Source organism: Methanosarcina sp. UBA411, assembly GCF_002495725.1.
Classification (GTDB): Archaea; Halobacteriota; Methanosarcinia; order Methanosarcinales; family Methanosarcinaceae; genus Methanosarcina.
Map to the genome: position 1 here is coordinate 108,943 of NZ_DAGK01000033.1, position 19,247 is coordinate 128,189.

Below are 19,247 nucleotides of genomic sequence, written 5' to 3' on the forward strand. Positions count from 1 at the left end.
AATATAATTTTTTGAACACTTGCCTGCTAGGAAGAAGATAACTTACTGCTGTCTATATAAAATTTTCCCTTATACACTTTTCAGAGAATATAATATGAAAAAAAGAGGCAGTGTAAAACTCTACACTTATTTGTCAAGTTGTTTTTCCTATCAATTAGATATCAGTTAAGATTTTAAGGTTTCATCAGTTCCAATTTAAGACCTTGTCAGTTAAGGGTTTTGCCTAATAAATATATCGGAGGAATAAAATATAGTTATATATATCTGGTTACCAAATTGATAGAAGCAAGCAGAGATTCATCTGCTTCCTATTTCGAAATATTTTATTGCATCGGGGATAATGGAGGAAAAGATATGGAAATTTATAGTATTCCTGAAATTGCTAAAGATGTGTTTTGGGTTGGGGCCAAAGACTGGAACCGCAGAATGTTTGACGCTTTGATTCCTCTGCCTCAGGGGACAAGTTATAACGCTTATCTTGTGAAAGGAGAAGAAAAAACGGCCCTTATAGATACCGTAAATCCGGGTTTCGAAGAGGAACTCGAAGAGAAAATAAACTTGGTTTCTAGCCTGGAGAAACTGGACTACCTTATTATGAATCATGCTGAGCCCGATCATGCCAATGCAATTCGTTATATTATGGATAAAGCTCCTGGCTCGGTGCTTGTTACAACGGACAGAGGCGTGAAAATGGCAAGCCTTTACCATGAACTTCCCGAGTCGAGGATTAAAGTCGTTGACGATGGTGATACTATTGATTTGGGAGGGAAGAAACTCCGCTTTATAGAGGCTCCCTGGCTCCATTGGCCTGAAACCATGTTTACATACTTGCCTGAAGACAGGATCCTTTTCCCGTGTGATTTCTTTGGGGCTCACACAGCCCAAGGCGTTTATGATGAGGATCTGGAAGACCTTATTCCTCTTGCAAAACGCTATTACGGGGAAATTATGATGCCTTTTGGGAAAATGGGGGCAAAGGCTCTTGAAAAAATTAAGAACCTTGATATCTCAATTATTGCGCCGAGTCATGGGCCTATCTACAAAAACCCGAAGCGTATACTTGAGCCCTATGCAAAATGGACTGCAGGGGAAACAGAAAACAAAGCCCTTATTGTTTATGTGAGTATGTGGGGTTCCACGGAACTGATGGTCAGGACAATTGCAGAAACCTTGCTAAAAGAAGGTATAGATGTCAGGATCTATGACCTTGAAGTCGCAGATACAGGAGATGTTGCAAGAGAACTGGTTGACTCCCGCGCTGTTATCCTTGGAGCTCCGACCGTCCTTGCAGGCATGCATCCTCTTGCCGTTTACGGTACTTACCTGGTAAAGGCCCTCAATCCGCCTGCAAAATATGGGGTTGTGCTCGGATCCTTTGGCTGGGGTGGAGGCGCTCTGAAGCAGGCAGGAGAAATTCTGGTTCCTTCGAAAATGGAAATCGTGGGAACGCTTCAGGTGAAGGGCAAACCCAAGGAAGAGGATTTGAAAAAGGTTGAAGAAATCGGCCGAGAGCTCGCCCAAAAAATGAAAGTATAATCTGAAAAGGTATACGTTCAAATCTGAAATCTTTATTTTAAACTGGCGTGTAAAGTTTCTCAGCCGGTAAAATCCGGCTAATGTATCTGGGAGACTTTACTTAGTCTTTTTCAGTGCTGTTAGCGGAGCTATTTAATGGAAAAATTTCTATATACTCTAAAAGGTTATTTTCGAGACCTGGTACTGGGAAGTTAATCATAACTTTCAGAAGATAGTTTCTAATAGGTCTAAAGTTCCATTTTTAAAATTCCTTTTATTGTCCTGATTTTTCAAGTTTTTGAGTGGGGGTTTCTTATAATGCAAGGGGAATCTGAACTAAAAAAGGAACTGAACTTACTGGAGGTCACTCTGGTAGGCATTGGCAATATTCTCGGAGCCGGAATCTATGTGCTTATGGGAAAGGCTGCAGGGCTTGCAGGCAATATGGTCTGGTTTTCTTTTCTGTTTGCCGGAGCAACGGCTACACTTTCGGCCTTTAGCTATATGGAACTCGCTTCCATGTTTCCAAGAGCTGGAGCAGAATATGGGTTTGTAAAAAGAGCTTTTGGAGAACGTATTGGCCTGTTTGTAGGGCTACTTGTTATATATTTTGTGGCAATAACTAGCTCTGCGGTTGCACTTGGGTTTGGCAGGTACTTCAGCAACCTTTTCGGGTATGGATATTTAACAGGGACTTTAGGCCTGTTTATTTTTCTCAGCCTTATCATGGTTCACGGGATCAAGGAGTCTGCCAGGCTGGCTATTTTCATAAGTCTTATCGAAGTCTTCGGGCTTCTTATTGTGATTTATACGGGTCTCCCTTACCTTGGAAAGGTAAACTATCTTGAAACTCCTGATCTGGCAGGAATATTTAAGGCTTCAACCCTGATCTTTTTCGCATTTCTCGGTTTTGAAGATATTGTGCGATTATCTCAGGAAACGAAAGAAGCCGAAAAGACAACTCCAAAGGCTCTGCTTATTGCCATCTTTTTTACAGTTTTCCTGTACATGTGCGTGGCAGTAACTGCCGTCAGTGTGCTTGATTTTAGGGTTCTCGGATTTTCAGAAGTTCCCCTTGCCGATGTTGCGGCTGTTTCTCTGGGGAGTAATGCTTTTGTTCTTATAACTTGGATCGCCTTTTTTTCCACTATGAACACCGTACTTGTGGTTATGCTTGGAGGGTCAAGGATTGTTTACGGCATGGCAGATTCCGGGGCACTTCCAAAAGTTCTCTCAAGGATACACCCCAGTTACCATACTCCGTGGGTTGCAATTTTTGGAGCTACATGTCTCTCAATCCTCTTTGTGCTGTTAAAGGATATTGCAATCGTAGCAAATATTGCTAACTTTATGATTTTTATTGTCTTTTTTATGGTTAATCTTTCCCTGATAAAACTACGTTACACTGACCCTGGAAGAACTCGTCTTTTTAAAGTTCCCCTGAATATTGGTCGTTTTCCACTTCTTCCTTTTCTTGGCTCCCTCTCTACTGTATTTCTTTTTTCTCAGCTAAGTCTGGAAGTGATAACTTACGGTCTTGTGCTTGCAGGAATCGGAATACTGATAGTGCTTCTCAGAACCAGATAAAATGTCTGCCTGCAGCACCTATAAATTATTTCTAATGACTACAAAGTTAACTTTCCTCGAAAAGGCTTAAAACATCTTATTTAGTTAAAATATGATATGAAATGGGTTTTACAGCTATCTTATCTTTTAATTTATCTCTTATTAAAGCTTAAATCCCTAATATCTTATTTTTAGAGTTAAAATCGTTCGTTCATATTCTTGGAGTATCTAAGATTTCTCGTTTCTTCTGTAGGAATAAATGGGTTTTTGATGCCTTTAATACAAAAAAAGAGTATTATTATGCTTTTTTTCATGTTATGACTATTTTTATTAAATATTTATTGATTTCAGTTAGTTTTGTATCTTTATATTTACTGAGAATTAGTTTTATATACATTAAATTCTATTTGAATCGCTTTATCCCGTTCATTATCAAAATAATTGATTTTAAACTTAATAATCGTTACAAACTATTAAGATACTAAAAATTATTAACCTGTACTTACATAAATTTGATTGTGAATACGTTTCAATTTTGAAAGGGAGTAGATATGAGAAAAGAGCATTATGCATTCCCGCTGGAGGATTTCATTTCAAGAGATGAATTTAACCGAATCAAAAAGTTCTCCCGGGATAAAGAAACCCCATTTTTAACTGTTGACCTGCAGAAGATAGAGCAAAGCTACGACGAACTGGTAGAGCATATGCCTTTTGCAAAAATTCACTATGCTGTAAAGGCTAACCCTATGGATGAGGTTGTGCTTGCTCTGAAGAATAAAGGCTCAAATTTTGATGTAGCAACGATTTACGAACTTGATCAGCTTCTCAGGCTTGGAGTAGAACCTGAAAGGGTCAGTTACGGCAATACTATCAAAAAAGAGAAAGATATAGCGTATGCATATGAAAAAGGAGTGAGGCTTTACGTTACCGACTCTGATAGCGATCTGAAAAAGTTAGCTAGAAGAGCTCCGGGTTCAAGAGTGTTTTTCCGTATCCTTACTGAAAGCGACGGGGCTGACTGGCCTCTCTCAAAGAAGTTCGGTTCGCACCCTGACTTGATATATAAGCTCATTATGAAGGCTGAAAAATTGGGCCTTGAGCCTTATGGGCTTTCTTTTCATGTTGGTTCTCAACAGAGAGATATTGGCCAGTGGGACAATGCCATTTCCAAATGCAAGTATCTTTTTGAGGCAGTAGCTGAAAAAGGCATAAATCTTAAGATGATCAACCTTGGTGGAGGTTTTCCTGCAAAATACCAGGCTCAGGCTCATGACCTTGAAACATATGCCGGGGAAATCCGCCGCTTTTTACACGAGGACTTTGGAGAAGAGCTGCCTGAAATTATTATAGAACCCGGGCGTTCATTGGTTGCCGATGCCGGTATAATAGTAAGCGAAGTCGTAATGATCTCCAAAAAGGCCAGATTCAACCAGTACAAGTGGGTTTATCTTGATATTGGCAAATTCGGGGGCCTTATAGAAACCCTTGATGAATGCATAAAATACCCTATCTTCTGCGATAAAAAGGGTTGTGCCGAAGAAGTAATTCTTGCAGGTCCGACATGTGACAGTATGGATATTCTATATGAACATCACAAATATACTTTCCCTCACACAATGCGAGAGGGAAACCGCGTATACATCTTTACGACGGGCGCCTATACCCAGAGTTATAGTTCCGTGAGCTTTAACGGCTTCCCCCCGCTCAAGGCTTACCTTATTTGAAAATCTATTCGAAGACTTATTCGCAAAAATTTTAAAAAACTGTTTGACTTCAAGCCTTTTCAAAAAAGGCTTGACCGAAAACGGCGTGACGGCATGGTCAAGCAATGCAACAATTGAGGCTCAACGTTGCTGATCCAACTTGTGCTCAAGCGGACTAATTTATAAAATAGTACTGTAAGTTGTCTATGGTGGAAAACGTGGAATAAAGGAGCATGGTTACTTTTTTCTATGGTTACTTTTTTCTATGGTTACTTTTTTCTATGGTTACTTTTTTCTATGGTTACTTTTTTCTATGGTTACTTTTTCTAGACTTAGATGTTTTTATCTTATCTGGATTGAATTTTTTCAGTGCTGTAAATAGAAAGAATTAAATAAGTCAGTGAATTTTGAGTATATCCGTTGTGCTATTTGTCCTTGTGGTTATAAAATTAGATGCAGATTAAGAGTAATAGGGTTTCCTCTTAATTCTGGACTGGATCGCAGGTAGGGACTTGATAAGCTCCAAAAAAGAGATTTTTAATGAAACTTATTGATAATTTAGCTTTTGAAAATTATTATTTACTTGTATTTATATTTTAATTAGATGTTTTAACGTCATTAAAAGTTTCGAAGCCGAACAAATCCAAGATATGTTTAAAAATTTAGATTACGAACTTTTTTTTGTGCCGGTTATGATATATATTCCCACGCAACTATAAGGGTATAGATTAAGAGTAATAGGGTTTCCTCTTAATCTTTGGGTTGGATCGCAGGTAGGGATCCGAGAATAGGGACTCGGTAACCCTACCATCTACTTCTAAATTAATTTCAAAGCTAATTTACTATTTTTCATAATGTTCTCATTTCTAATAAACCTTATGACCGTTCCTAAATTCATATTTTTATTTATAGTGTCGGCTGCCGCGTCATAAATTGGCGTGCAGGTTAAATAATATTTCATTTTTCTGTGGTTTTACCTCAAAACCAAGATTCATAAATTTCATTATATTTTTGACATGTTGTGCGTAAGGCAAGGTATATAAGACCTTATACAATCAAAAGTGCCGGATTTTTATAACTTAGCTCGTCTCAAAACTCAAAACTCAAAATCACTTTTCTGAATCCAAGATTTCGAACAATCAATTTATTTTTTGATCATGATAATTTTCAATGATATTAAAAATTGTATTAATAACAAAAATAAATGACCTAAACAAAATTAAGATTACGAATTAGTTTTTGGGTCGGTTATGATATATATCCCCACGTTGTTATAAAATACGTGTAGATTGAGAGTAATAGGGTTTCCTCTCAATCTTTGGGTTGGATCGCAGGTAGGGACCCGAGAATAGGGACTCGGTAACCCTACCATCTACTTCTTGATCAATAAAGCGTTTTTTCAACAAGGTATTTTTCCAATAAAATGCTTTTTAAGCTCCATCACTGCCTTTAAGCAAGCACTTTTAAAAATAACTTATATAAGCTAGTCTTTTTCTTAAAATGTGCTCAGCTTTAATAAAGCTTATGATTGGTTTCAAATGTATGCATATTTCTGATTATCTGTTTTTTACTATCAATTTTGCTTCACGATTAAGTTTTTCAGAAATGTATTCTCCCCAAGAGTAAATTTCTATGCAGGAAAATCTGAAAAATGATATGAGACTAAATCAGGATACTTGAGTAATTTAAGAAGACAAAATCACTTTAAAATGGACAAATTACTTGAAAATTGCTGAAAAGTAGCTTGAAATTAAAAGTAAATTGAAATTACTGAAAAAATGTCAGCAGGTAGAGAAAAATCTTTCCCACCTGTTGCTAAAATCCTTATACCTTAACGTTTTCTCTTGCCCACTGTGCCCCAGCTTTGAGAACCATCTGGTTAAACTCGATAACTTTAGGTTTCCCTGCGAAGTTTTCAGCAAGGGCTTCCTTGAAGACTTCCTCTTGTAGGCCAGTTGCATTAAGGCCCATAAGGACTCCAAGCATGAAAGAATTGGCAGCTTTCTCAGACCCGGCTTCCTTGGCTTTTTCGGTTGCAGGGACGGCAACGGCTTTTACATGAGTAGGCTTTTCGACTTCTCCGATAGACGAATCGTAGAGAATAAAGCCCCCCTCTCGGACTACACCTTGAAACTTTTCAAGGGAGGGCCGATTCATAGCTATCAGGATATCTGGAGTGTAGACCGTAGGAGAACCTATAGGCTGGCCTGAAATCACGACCGAACAGTTTGATGTGCCTCCTCTCTGTTCAGGGCCATAGGAAGGGAACCATGAGGCGTTGAGGTTTGCTTTAACTCCGGCCTGCGCAAGAATTATACCCATACTGAGAACACCCTGCCCTCCGAAGCCAGCAATTTTTGTCTGGATCGGGGCAAAATCTTTTCTGGAAGATTTTTCCTCTACATCTACCTCAATGCCGTAAAGCTGATTAAGGGTCTCAGTTGTAAAGTCACTGACTCCACGATGCAGGGGTTCAACTTCTTCTGATCTATCCCTGAAGTTCTTGACGGAAAATTCCTTTTCCATTTCCTCATTTATGAAGCTGATAGCCTTTTTCGCATCCATCTTGAGGTTCGTAGGGCAGGCTGCAAGGACTTCAACAAAAGCGTATCCTTTGCCATCGCGCTGGATTTCAAGTGCCTTATGCACAGCTTTTCTGGCTTTCCTTATGTGGGAAATGTCCGAGACTGAAACTCTTTCAATGAATACAGGAGCCTTAAGATTGTCCAGCAGCTCGCATATGTGAAGAGGATAACCTGCAAAGCGGGGATCTCGGCCCTCTGGGCATGTTGTCGTCTTTTCACCCACAAGGGTTGTAGGCGCCATCTGTCCGCCTGTCATTCCATAAACAGTATTGTTTACGAAAAAGACTGCAAGCTTTTCACCCCGGTTTGCGGCCTGGAGAGTCTCATTCAGGCCTATGGAAGCAAGGTCTCCGTCTCCCTGATAGGAAATTACCACAGCGTTTTCTTCGGCCCTTGAAACTCCTGTCCCAACCGCAGGTGCACGGCCGTGAGCGACCTGGATGTTGCCTGTATCAAAATAATAGTAAGCAAAGACTGCACAGCCCACAGGACTGATCATAACGGTCCTGTCCTGAATTCCAAGATCGTCAATTGCTTCTGCAATAAGCTTGTGCAAAACCCCATGCCCGCAGCCGGGACAGTAGTGAGTGGCTGTTGAGGCTACCGCTCCTTTGCGAGGGTAGTCCGCGTACAGGGCTTTTGGTCTTCCTATTACTTTTTCTCCATTAATGATTTCCGCTGCCATTTTCATGCCTCCCCTGCAATTTTCCTGATTTTATCCATAATCTGGTCAAGGGTCATCAGGTTCCCTCCCATACGATTTACAAGCTCTACAGGCTGTGAGCAGTTAATTGCAAGCCTTACATCATCTATCATCTGTCCATTGCTCATCTCCACGGAAATAAAGGAACAGCCTTTGTCTGCCAGGGCTTTCAACTGTGCCTCAGGGAACGGGAAGAGAGTTTTTGGCCTGAAAAGCCCGACTTTAATACCTTCCTGTCTGGCAAGATCTACGGCTGACCTACAGATCCGGCTGCTTATTCCATAAGAAACAAGGACAATTGAAGCATCATCGGTCAGATACTCCTCATAATCGACTTCATTCTGCTTTATGAGCTCATATTTTGCCTGCAGTTTTTCGTTGAACTTTCCAAGTTGATCAAAGTCTAGAAAGATAGAGGTTACAAGGTTAGGCCTGGTTTCGGCTGTACCGTTGACCGCCCAAGTAGTATCGATCTCAGGGACAATAGCTTTCTTTGGGAATTCAAGCGACTCTATCATCTGTCCAAGCACCCCGTCTGCAAGCACCACAACAGGGTTCCTGTACTTGAAGGCAAGTTCAAAAGCTTTCATGGTAAAATCGCACATTTCCTGCACTGAGTTCGGTGCAAGCACGATGTTTTTGTAGTTCCCATGCCCTCCACCTTTTACTACCTGGTTGTAATCCGCCTGCTCCGGCCCTATATTTCCAAGGCCCGGGCCTGCCCGCATAACATCTACAATAACGCATGGAAGCTCGGCACCGGCAAGATAGGAAATTCCTTCCTGCATCAGGCTAATTCCGGGGCCTGAAGAGGATGTCATAATTCTGTGTCCCGCAGATGCTCCTCCATAGACCATGTTAATTGCCGCCTCTTCGGATTCGGCCTGGACGAATTTCCTGCCAATTTTCGGGAAATATTTGGATGCATCATGTAGAATCTCACTTGCCGGAGTTATCGGGTATCCGAAGAAACAGTCACATCCAGCATAGAGTGCACCGACGATCACTGCGGAGTTGCCTTTTATGAGTTGTGTTGCCATAGTTTTCCTCCTTTTTGCCTTACCTGGCTTCCTCTTCTTTCAGGGGAATATGAATCTCGATTGCAAGCGGCTCAGGGCAGGTATAATAGCAGCTTGCACAGCCTGAGCAGCCTTCTCCTTTATATTCCACATAATGGTAGCCCCGAGCATTCAGGTTTTCACTCATGAAAAGCACATCTTTGGGGCAGGCTAGAAGGCAGCGCCCGCAGGCCTTACACTCCAGATTATTAATTACAGGGTATGGTTCTTTTTTATCATTCTTTGACATATGAAATCCTCGTTTTGTCTATTTTTAGTTGTTCTCTGGGCTCTTCTCAGGTTTCAGGTTCATTCCCGGGCTTAGAGTATCCAGATTTTTCGGTTTTTCTTCCCAGATTTCTCCAGCCCTTCTTTTTTCAGCCGGTTTTCTGTGACAGAAAGAAGAGCCTTCATTTATCCATGTATTCAGTTATCTTTTACACTGCAAAATTTACACTGCAAATCGTATAATCTGTTATATGCCGCAGTTAGCAGGTACATTTAGATAGAGTTATAATGTGAATCCTGAGTCGTATTTCTCAGAGCAAACTTTCCAGAAAGTTTAAGGTACTTATTTCTTTCTTTTTTTCCTTTTTTGATTTGACCCAAAATTCTCGACTTTCGGACCAAACCATGCCTTGTTTACTTTCTGATTAGGCCCAAGTTTTCCAGGTTATTTCTTCGGGTTTATTTTTGGTCTTTATCTCGGATCTCAACCCTGCGGATTTTTCCACTAATGGTCTTTGGAAGCTCATCCACAAACTCTATGATGCGGGGGTACTTGTAGGGGGCGGTGACACTTTTTACGTGTTTCTGAAGCTCTTTTTTAAGCTCTTCTCCGGGAGTGTATCCTTTTGTAAGCACAACGGTTGCCTTGATAACCTGGCCTCTGATAGGGTCAGGAGCACCTGTAATCGCACATTCGAGCACTGCAGGGTGCTGGATAAGAGCGCTTTCTACTTCAAAAGGTCCTACTTTATATCCTGAAGTCTTTATGATATCGTCAGCTCTTCCCACAAACCAAAAATAACCGTCTTCGTCCTTCCAGGCCATATCCCCTGTATGGTAGTAGCCATCATGCCAGGACTCCTCGGTTTTCTTAGGATCTTTTCCATAGTGGACAAAGAGCCCTACAGGTTTTCCTTCCTTTGTGTTGATTACGATTTCTCCTTCTTCCCCAACCTCACAAAGCCTGCCATCTCTGTCCATCAATTCAATTTTAAAGCCAGGAGAAGGCTTTCCGATAGATCCGGGCTTTGGTTCCATCCAGGGATATGTTCCGATAGTTACAACAGTTTCAGTCTGCCCGAAACCTTCCATCAGCTTTATTCCAGTAAACTCTAGGAATCGATTATATACCTCAGGGTTAAGAGGTTCTCCTGCAACGACCGCATATTTCACGGAACCGAAATCGTACTTTGAGAGCTCTTCTTTAATAAGGAATCGGTAGATCGTTGGCGGGGCGCAGAAAGTTGTAACCCCGAATTTCGAGGCTTTTTCAAGCATGTTTTTGGCTTCAAACCTATCATAGTCGTAGACAAAGACTGCACAACCGGCTATCCACTGCCCATAGATCTTTCCCCATACGCATTTTCCCCAGCCGCTGTCTGCAACCGTGTAATGCAGGCCGTCATCTTCCACGTTCTGCCAGTATTTTGCGGTCAGAATATGCCCGAGAGGATAGGTAAAGTCATGTTCCACCATTTTCGGGAAACTAGCTGTCCCTGATGAGAAATAAGCAAGGGAAATATCGGTATTTTTTGTACCAGATTCGCCTGAAGGGCGTTCAAAATCAGGGGAGGCTTCTTCGAGTTCTTTCCTGAAATCAATCCAGCCTTCCCGGATGTTTTCTCCAACAACTGCTTTTTTGAGTGGGATGTTCCCGCATTCGGAATGTGCTTCATCTATCTGTTCAGGAACTCCGTTTTCCGAAATGCAGACAATCATCTTTAGTCCGGCTTTTTGTATTCGATATACGACATCTCGCGTTTTGAGCATATGGGTTGCAGGCACGGCAATGGCTCCCAGTTTATGCAGTCCTACTATGCAGTACCAGAACTCATATCGGCTCTTCAAAGTAAGCATTACATAGTCGCCTTTACCTATCCCATGCTTTGCAAAAAAATTTGCAGCTTTATCGCTGTAGTACTTCAGGTCTTTGAAAGTAAAGATTTTCTCTTCCCCGTAATCATCACACCAGATCATTGCAATTTTCTCGGGGAAATCTCTTGCATAGACATCAACCACGTCATAGGCAAAGTTGAAATTTTCAGGAACCAGGATTTTAAAATTTTCCTGGAAATCCTCAAAGGATTCAAAATCGGTTTTGGAAACAAATTGGCTAAGCAAAGAAGTCATTCTGGACACCCGTTTTATTTACTTATTTTTATAGCTTCTATATTTTGAAGGCCTCATGTCCTCATTTGAGTTTAAAGGTTTTAGCCCGGATATCGAATTTCTTATCGAATTTAAGACTAAATCACATTAACTCAAATTACATTAACTCAAATCACATTAACTCGAATCACATTAATTCAAATCAAATTAATTCGAACCATATAAATCAAATTAGTTTAAACCAAGTTACATTAAATTTTATCAAACTAACTGAATTGGACTTACGAGCATAAGATACAAAATCAAGTACAGTAAAGGATGTGATTTAAATTCATATTTTGAACAGTTAAACGTTATGCTATTGATCTTTCAATTTGACTGCGTAAGCCCTACTGAATCAAGTTTAATCGAATTACATCAAGTCAAGATGAATTGACGAATTAAATTATTACATTATAACTGCCAGGAATTTGGCTGTCTCTCCTTCCAGAGCTTCCATGGCGTGTTCGTAAGTGGAGTCAAAATAAATGGAATCTCCTTTCTTCAGGACAATCTCGTTATTGTGGATATAGACTTTCAGGCTTCCTTCCAGTACATAGTTAAATTCCTGTCCTGGGTGAGAATTAGTCTCAGGTTTTGTCCCAGATGGTTTGGGTTCGACTGTAACTATAAAAAATTCAGCTTTTTTGTGAATGAATTTTTCAGCCAGGTTCTGGTACTTGTACTGCTTCCTCCTTTCAACATTAACCCCTTTTTCATCTCGTGTGACGGTAAAAATATTCATTCGAGGCTCTTCCCCTGTAAGGAGAGTAGCCATGTCTACATGCAGCTTGTGTGCAATTTCAAAAAGTATACTTGCCGGAATATCCTCAGTTCCATCTTCATATTTCCCATAAATTTCAGCGGATACCTGCAGATATTCTGCCATGTCTTTTACCGTGAAATCCGATAGTTCACGCAGTTCACGTACTCGATCTGCGATTTCTTTTATTTTTTCCTGCATGATACGTCTTCTCCAACTGGATTTTTCAAGAATTAACTAATATCTGCTTAAAAACCTTTGGCTTTGCAGACTTTATGCCTGTTTGAAAGAAGATTTTTTCTTCCAGAACCATTAAGAATTATCATTGATATACATTATGTTTCAGTTCCCACAGTCCTATCACTATATGAGAATAATAGGAAAACTGAGCCATAACAGAATTGAATCTGAAGTTTCGAAATAAGTTTATTTATTGAATCCGAAAAACAGGGGACAAAGTCTAATTCTTTTTTAACTTGTGTTTTTGAAATTGGTTTTGAACGTACATTTTTGAACGTAACTAAATCAGATGTTAAGCTTCAGCTTTTACTTTTAAATTTAAACCTAACTCTATGATTCAAATTTAGAGAAATTTACACAAAATCATTATTTTACTTTTTTACTCTGAGTTTTTATGCACATGGCTGTTTGGAGATAAATCTCTTGGAAAGCCTATTTTTTCTAAATAAAGCCTTTTTAAAGATATTTAATTTTAATATCTATTATGTAATATTTATTTTAATCAATAATCTTATATGTTATCCTTTTAAAAATAAAGCTGTAAATTCCCGGATTGATGCGCTGATTAAAATGATAAAAAGTCGAACTTTCAGATGGATCTGTTTATTTGCAATTTTTCTGGCTCTCATTGCAATTTCAGAAACCGGAGCAGCAGATAATATCTTTGTATCTCCGGGAGAATCTATTCAGGAAGCAGTAGATAACGCCTTACCGGGCGATACTATATTTGTAAAGCCCGGAGAATATAACGAAAGCGTTCAAATCAACCAGGATAACCTGACAATAATCTCATATTCAAAAAATCCTCACAATACGGTTATTACAGGAGCGAATAGAGAGAGCAATGTATTCAAAGTAATTGCCAGTAACGTAACAATTAGCGGTTTCTCAGTAACTGATAGCAAATGTGGTATTTACCTGAATGGTGCTAAAAACTGCATAATAAACAATAACATTGTCTCGGGGAATAGCATCGGAATCTGTCTATCTAAGTCTGAAAATAATACCCTGAGTAACAATATAGTGTCTTCAAATGCCGATTGTGGTATCAAGTTCTTTACTTCTTCAGGCAATGAGATATATAGTAATTACTTTAATAATACTAACAATGCAAAGGATGATAATATCAATACCTGGAACCTGACCTCAGGCAATTGCTGGAGTGATTACACAGGCAAGGATGAGAATGGGGACGGTGTCGGAGACAATATATATGCCGTTAACCGTCGGGCAAAGAGTATGGATCACAGGCCGTTAATGAATTTCACTCCGGAATTTCCTGTTATGCCAGAAGCAATTTTTACTTCCAATGTAACAGTCGGGTATGCCCCCCTTACAGTTGAGTTTACGGATGTCTCAGAAAATGCCAGCTCGCTGTCTTGGAGTCTTGGAAACCTGGAGACTTCAAACTCTTCGGACTTTTTGCATACTTTTGCCAATGAGGGTAATTATACTGTTATCCTGAATGTAACGAACGAGAACGGTAGCGACTCGACCGATGTGACTATAAATGTTTTAAAAGCTCCGGATCCTTCGGTTCCAGTACTTCCGGAGGCAAAGTTCGGTGCCAATGTGACAGTCGGGTACGTTCCTCTTACAGTTCAGTTTTTTGATTTTTCCAAGAATGCAGATTCTCTGTCCTGGAGTTTTGGAGATGGGAAGAAGTCCTGCTGCCCGTATCCAATACATACTTTCTGCTGTCCTGGTAACTATACAGTCTCCCTTAAGGCAAAGAATGATAATAGCAGTTCTTCAGCCTGTGTTGTTATTCAGGTTCTGAAGCCGACAAACCAGTCCTCTACATTAGATTCTGTTAATCTAGAAGATACCGAAGACACAGTTAATCTGGAAAAATCCAAAGATCCGGGCTTAAGCCGGAAAAGCGAGAGTAACGGTACAAAGGAATTTTTGAATAAGGAAAGTCTTGAGTCGGTTGAAAACTTCGTTCTATCCTTTACTGGAACCCGGCAGCTTGCAGAGGTAGGACCATCGGTAGAGCACGAAATCCTCAGGCTTATGGACTCAGTTAAAAACTTTGCAGATGACTCATTATCCAGAAGAGACGTAAAAATATTTCTGTGCGTGTGATATTTTTTGGATTTTTAGGATACCTATGGGGCTTTCCGTATTTAAAAGAGGCAGAAAATAAGCTAATACTCATGAAAAAAAACCTTTTTTCAACTGAAATAAGCAGTCTTTTGAGCAGAGTTCCTATCCCACCTCTACTTTATTTATGGAATTTCATATATCGCGTAGAGACGATTCAGTAAATGCTTACTCCCTTAACCGAGGGCAGTTCGAGGATTTTGTCAACAAGTTCTCCAGGCACTTTCTTATCGGTAATAATCGTAAGTCTTGGGTTATCAGTTAGATAGGGGTCATCTGATACAGCTTGGCGGATGCTTACTTTGCTTCCTGAGATCAAGCCTGCAACCTCCGCAAGGATGCCCACGTCAGCTGCGTCTTCCGGGATAATAATGATCACTCCCAGACCAAGGGAAGGGGCTACGTCTTTGAGGAAAGGGATGGAATGAACATTTTTAAAAATAGTGCTTAGAAGGTCGTCTGAAACAATGGTCTTTGTAGTTGCGTCAACAACTCGCCGGTCAACGCCTGCTTCTTTTGCAAGTTGGGTATGTGCTATCTCAATACTTCCGGAGGTGACCTTCCCTTCCTCATTAACCTGAAACCCGCGTTCAAAGAGCAATTTAAGTACTTTTGCCTGCGCAGGATATTTTTCAAACTTTTTGAGTAATGTATGCCACATATAAATTTATGTTTAAACCTAGTTCCCTGATATATAGTTTCTTATTATGATCCATTGTCAGCTAGGTAATGATTTTTCGGGATAAGATTTCCAAATGTTCTTGACGTTAACCACTGCTTGCGTTAATTTGATGTACCAGCAGAGCACGAGTCTTTACATGGAAGTTTCCAGCGCAGGTAATAAGCCGGAGTCCGAGAAAACAAGCTATCAGCGCCTTCTTATTGCCGGTCTTAAGAAAGAAATAGAAATGGCTCGCAAACTTGACCCCGAAAAGCTTGCAGTTGAAATCCGAAAAATCGGTTTCTTCTGCCAGCACTGTGGGAAATGCTGCAGGCGGGCTTTCGGAGACAATAGAGTAGCTGTGATTCCCTCCGAAATCGAAAAAATTCGGGAATATACAGGCCTCTCAAAACTGGAGGTTGCAGGACCGTTTGTAAATGAGGTTACTCTACAGGATGAGGTCTGGGAGGATGAAGAAAAACATCCAGAAACTTCATTCAGTTCATCGGAGGATAACGAAGAGTCATTTTCTCTTGAAACTCTTGAATTTCTTCGGGATTATATCGATTGTGAGGGCAAGATTCACGCCTTTGGATGGATTCTCAGGCGGAAGAAGAATGGAGATTGCATTTTCCTTGAAAGAGATTCACACAAGTGCCGGGTTTATCCTGTGCGTCCTATGCTCTGCAGCACTTATCCTTTTTATATTGAAGGGCTGAGACTACAGACCTGCGAATGTGAAGGCCTAGGGTTTTCGATCTCTGCAGAAGACAGCCGAAAGATGGCAGAAGATCTCCTCTTAAGGTATATTTCGGAACTTGAGGACATGCTTGACATGTATGAAAACTTCGTGGACTTCAGCAGAGGAGGAAAGGGTCTCGAGCTTGCAAAAAAAAATCTTGAGAATGGCACATGTATCTATATAATCCACGATAGTATGGGAAGTACCGAGATTAGTGAGTAATAGCAAAAAGTAACAAAGCTTTAAACTTTTCTGGTCAATCTTTTCTTTCCTAAAGCTAAATTTCTTCTATTTAAGGCAGGTAGTCTGTTTATAAGCCTGAAAGATTTTTAATCTTTGTCGACCAGCATCATCAATTAAATTTATTTATTAGAAAGAGCCAGTTATTCCCCATGACCGGGATGTCTGGTAATGAAAATCGTCCGATGACCGTTTCGGAAAAGATCTTTTCGAAGGCCTCCGGAAGTCCCGTAAAAGCCGGAGATTTCGTACTGGCAAATATAGACCTGGCAATGACTCACGACATTACAGGTCCGCTGGCAGTTAAAGGCTTTTATGAGATTATGAAGGACAAAGAAGAGAAGAAAGTCTGGGACCCGACGAAAATAGTGATCGTATTTGACCACCAGGTTCCTGCAGACTCCATTAACGCCACAGCAAATCATATTATGCTCCGAGAATTTGCTGAGGAACAGGGCATTTTAAATTATGATGTATACGAAGGAGTTTGCCATCAGGTTCTTCCCGAAAAAGGGCATGTGCTACCAGGAGACCTTATAGTTGGCTCGGATTCGCATACATGTGCATATGGTGCACTGGGGGCGTTTTCTACAGGTATAGGGTCTACTGATATGGCAGCGGTTTTTGCCACTGGTAAACTCTGGTTCAGAGTGCCCGAGACTTTCCGTTTTGAAGTGGAAGGTAAGCTGCCAGAAAGAGTTTACTCTAAAGATCTTATCCTCCACCTGATAGGTGACGTAGGAGTAGAAGGAGCCAGGTATATGGCAGCCGAGTTTGGAGGCTCAACAATTCGCTCTCTTTCGATCCCAGAACGTATGACTATGTCCAATATGGCAATCGAGATGGGTGGAAAGGCAGGAATTATCGAAGCCGATGAAGTGACTGCAGAATACCTCAAAGAGCGGATTCTGTATTACGAATTCGATCCATATTGGAAATCCGATGAAGGCGCAACATATGTGGGAGTTCGGCACTACGACATATCCGACCTAGAACCCCAGGTAGCCTGTCCTCATAATGTGGATAACGTAAAACCCGTAACCGAGGTCGAGGGCACTAAACTTGACCAGATCTTTGTGGGTTCCTGCACGAATGGAAGGTTCGAAGATATTAAAATCATGGCCGATATTATGGGTGACGAACCAGTAGCTAAGGGCGTTCGCCTGCTTGTAGTTCCCGCTTCAAGAACCGAGTACCTGAAACTCTTGAGAGCCGGGTATATAGAAAAACTTATGAATGCAGGTGCAATCGTAGAATCCCCTTGCTGCGGGCCCTGTATGGGTGGCTCTTTTGGCCTGCTTGGGGCAGGAGAAGTGGGCCTTGCAACTTCGAATCGTAACTTTAAGGGCAGAGAAGGAAGTTCCGAATCTTTTGTATATCTGTCTTCCCCTGCGACTGCAGGAGCATCAGCCCTTACCGGAGAAATCACTGATCCAAGGAAAGTTTGAAAAATCTCCTGTTTTTACTTTTTTGGATATTTTTCTCAATTTGAATTTTAAAATATTTATCCGTGTTAATTAAACAGGTGTTAAAATGTCGGATGCTGACCTATCAATCTTGAACAGGGTATATGAGATCATATTGGACCGAAAACAAAACTATGACGAGCACTCATACGTCTGCAAGCTTTTAAACCACCGCAAAGGTATGAACAAGATCCTTGAAAAAGTAGGAGAGGAATCAATTGAAACAATCCTCGCAGTTAGGAATGAAGACCATGACGAGATTGTTTCGGAAAGTTCGGACCTTATCTTCCATCTTCTGGTAATGCTTGCGGCAAATAATGTTACCCTTGATGAAATCGCAGCCGAGCTCAGTGCCCGACATGAAACCATGAAAAGGGATTAAAGAACCGGAGGTTTTTACCTCCCGGTTTGAAAATGCAGGCAATCCGATGTTCTATAAATATCGAGTTTTTCTGGCTACTTTTACTAATTACTTTTATAGTTCTTTCTGCTCTTTCAAAGAACCGTGAAAAACCTTAATTTTTCAATACACTGCCAGTTCGTTCAGGACATCAGTCTTTGATAGTGTGCCTTTGGGCACGCCATTAATGGTTACGATAAGCCTTCCTACGTTGTACTTATGGAAAAGTTTTACTACATCGTAGAGCTGCATATCTCCATCGACTGTGATAAGTTCTTTTGTCATAATGTCTTTGACTTTTACGTTCGGTTTTCCCTGGGCAATTGCATGAGCAATATCAGTGTAAGTAATGATTCCCACGATTTTTCCTTTATCCTCTACAGGAGCTCCGTGGACGTTATTCCTGATAAAAAGTCTCGTTGCTTCCTGGATACTTGCATTCAGGTTCACAAGTAAAGGAGGATACTTCATGTAATGTTTGACATGTTTTTTAGGTAGAGAAATCATTTCCGTAATATTGAAAAGAATCGAATTGTTAGTGTCATCCCTTCCTGTGACTTCTCCACGGATTATCAGTCGGTTTACAGGTGTGGGGCCTACCTGAAGCTTATCGTCCATCACAAAGTCTTTTGTGTTTCCTAATACGCGGACGACTCCACTGCAGGCATCAGGATTTCTGACCGTGGTAAAACTGATATCAGCAGCTGTAGCTCCATTAACTAACGCATTGTTCCTATAAAGGGGAACCACGGATTCATTTTTCAGTTGCTGAATTTTTAATGCATCGTATGCTGCTCCTGTGGGTTTGTAGCCTCCTTTTGGTCCAGGTACTCCCTCTACAAGCCCAAGAGCTTTTAGTAACTGCATCTGATTGCGGATAGTTCCAGGATTACGTTTGATTACCTCGGCTATTTCTTCTCCTTTGATCGCCCGGTCCTTTTGCCGCTGAAGGTTGATTAATGCAATAATAATATCTTTTTGAATCGGAGTGAGTTCCATACTACCACCATTAATTTCATATACTTTTATAAGAATGATCTACGAAACTTATACATAGATAATGTAAGTTAACGCACTTATTTACCATAATTAATGATTATAAATCTTGTTACAAATTGATATT

14 protein-coding genes are annotated in these 19,247 nt (G+C 40.5%); 7 read left to right on the forward strand and 7 right to left on the reverse strand.

Features of this window, described 5'->3' with window-relative positions; translation table 11 throughout:
* The first annotated feature begins 354 nt into the window (after window positions 1-354).
* The 3 genes from BP861_RS13115 (at window position 355) to BP861_RS13125 (ending at window position 4,805) form a co-directional block, all read left to right on the forward strand.
* On the forward strand, window positions 355-1,536 hold the full coding sequence (locus BP861_RS13115) for an FprA family A-type flavoprotein (RefSeq protein ID WP_292376242.1): 1,182 nt from the start codon (window positions 355-357) through the stop codon (window positions 1,534-1,536).
* 297 nt (window positions 1,537-1,833) lie between these two features.
* Window positions 1,834-3,102, forward strand: a complete 1,269-nt coding sequence (locus BP861_RS13120; RefSeq protein ID WP_292376244.1) for an APC family permease — start codon at window positions 1,834-1,836, stop codon at window positions 3,100-3,102.
* 530 nt (window positions 3,103-3,632) lie between these two features.
* Window positions 3,633-4,805 carry a type III PLP-dependent enzyme gene (locus BP861_RS13125; protein ID WP_292376246.1) on the forward strand — a complete coding sequence of 391 codons (1,173 nt, stop codon included), beginning with the start codon at window positions 3,633-3,635 and terminating at the stop codon, window positions 4,803-4,805.
* 1,803 nt (window positions 4,806-6,608) lie between these two features.
* Here the strand turns inward: BP861_RS13125 and BP861_RS13130 are convergent.
* From BP861_RS13130 to BP861_RS13150, 5 genes are all read right to left on the reverse strand, one after another.
* Window positions 6,609-8,054, reverse strand: coding sequence for a 2-oxoacid:acceptor oxidoreductase family protein (locus BP861_RS13130; RefSeq protein ID WP_292376247.1), 1,446 nt, complete (start codon window positions 8,052-8,054; stop codon window positions 6,609-6,611).
* Window positions 8,055-8,056: 2 nt separating this feature from the next.
* The gene (locus BP861_RS13135; protein WP_292376249.1) at window positions 8,057-9,112 is read right to left on the reverse strand and encodes a 3-methyl-2-oxobutanoate dehydrogenase subunit VorB; all 1,056 of its coding nucleotides are present in this window, start codon (window positions 9,110-9,112) and stop codon (window positions 8,057-8,059) included.
* Window positions 9,113-9,131: 19 nt separating this feature from the next.
* Window positions 9,132-9,380 (reverse strand): 4Fe-4S dicluster domain-containing protein, encoded by a 249-nt coding sequence (locus BP861_RS13140; protein WP_292376251.1) that lies wholly within the window; start codon window positions 9,378-9,380, stop codon window positions 9,132-9,134.
* 437 nt (window positions 9,381-9,817) lie between these two features.
* Window positions 9,818-11,488, reverse strand: a complete 1,671-nt coding sequence (locus tag BP861_RS13145) for an AMP-binding protein (RefSeq protein WP_292376253.1) — start codon at window positions 11,486-11,488, stop codon at window positions 9,818-9,820.
* A gap of 427 nt (window positions 11,489-11,915) precedes the next feature.
* Window positions 11,916-12,470, reverse strand: coding sequence for a helix-turn-helix domain-containing protein (locus BP861_RS13150; protein ID WP_292376254.1), 555 nt, complete (start codon window positions 12,468-12,470; stop codon window positions 11,916-11,918).
* A 609-nt stretch (window positions 12,471-13,079) separates the two neighbouring features.
* Here BP861_RS13150 and BP861_RS13155 point away from each other — a divergent pair.
* A complete protein-coding gene (locus tag BP861_RS13155) occupies window positions 13,080-14,597 on the forward strand; it encodes a NosD domain-containing protein (RefSeq protein WP_292376256.1) in 1,518 nt (505 codons plus the stop codon).
* A 175-nt stretch (window positions 14,598-14,772) separates the two neighbouring features.
* On the opposite strand, the gene BP861_RS13160 is transcribed toward BP861_RS13155, so the two are convergent.
* The gene (locus BP861_RS13160) at window positions 14,773-15,276 is read right to left on the reverse strand and encodes an amino acid-binding protein (protein WP_292376258.1); all 504 of its coding nucleotides are present in this window, start codon (window positions 15,274-15,276) and stop codon (window positions 14,773-14,775) included.
* A gap of 100 nt (window positions 15,277-15,376) precedes the next feature.
* Between BP861_RS13160 and BP861_RS13165 the strand changes: the two genes are divergently transcribed.
* From BP861_RS13165 to hisE, 3 genes are all read left to right on the forward strand, one after another.
* Window positions 15,377-16,240 (forward strand): YkgJ family cysteine cluster protein, encoded by an 864-nt coding sequence (locus tag BP861_RS13165; protein ID WP_292376260.1) that lies wholly within the window; start codon window positions 15,377-15,379, stop codon window positions 16,238-16,240.
* A gap of 179 nt (window positions 16,241-16,419) precedes the next feature.
* A complete protein-coding gene (locus BP861_RS13170; protein WP_292376303.1) occupies window positions 16,420-17,706 on the forward strand; it encodes a 3-isopropylmalate dehydratase large subunit in 1,287 nt (428 codons plus the stop codon).
* An 85-nt stretch (window positions 17,707-17,791) separates the two neighbouring features.
* The gene (gene hisE, locus BP861_RS13175; protein WP_292376262.1) at window positions 17,792-18,106 is read left to right on the forward strand and encodes a phosphoribosyl-ATP diphosphatase; all 315 of its coding nucleotides are present in this window, start codon (window positions 17,792-17,794) and stop codon (window positions 18,104-18,106) included.
* Between the two features lie 141 nt (window positions 18,107-18,247).
* Here hisE and BP861_RS13180 read toward each other — a convergent pair whose 3' ends face one another.
* Entirely contained in the window at window positions 18,248-19,123 is an 876-nt protein-coding gene (locus BP861_RS13180; protein ID WP_292376264.1) for a CBS domain-containing protein, read from the reverse strand.
* Between the last annotated feature and the right edge of the window lie 124 nt (window positions 19,124-19,247).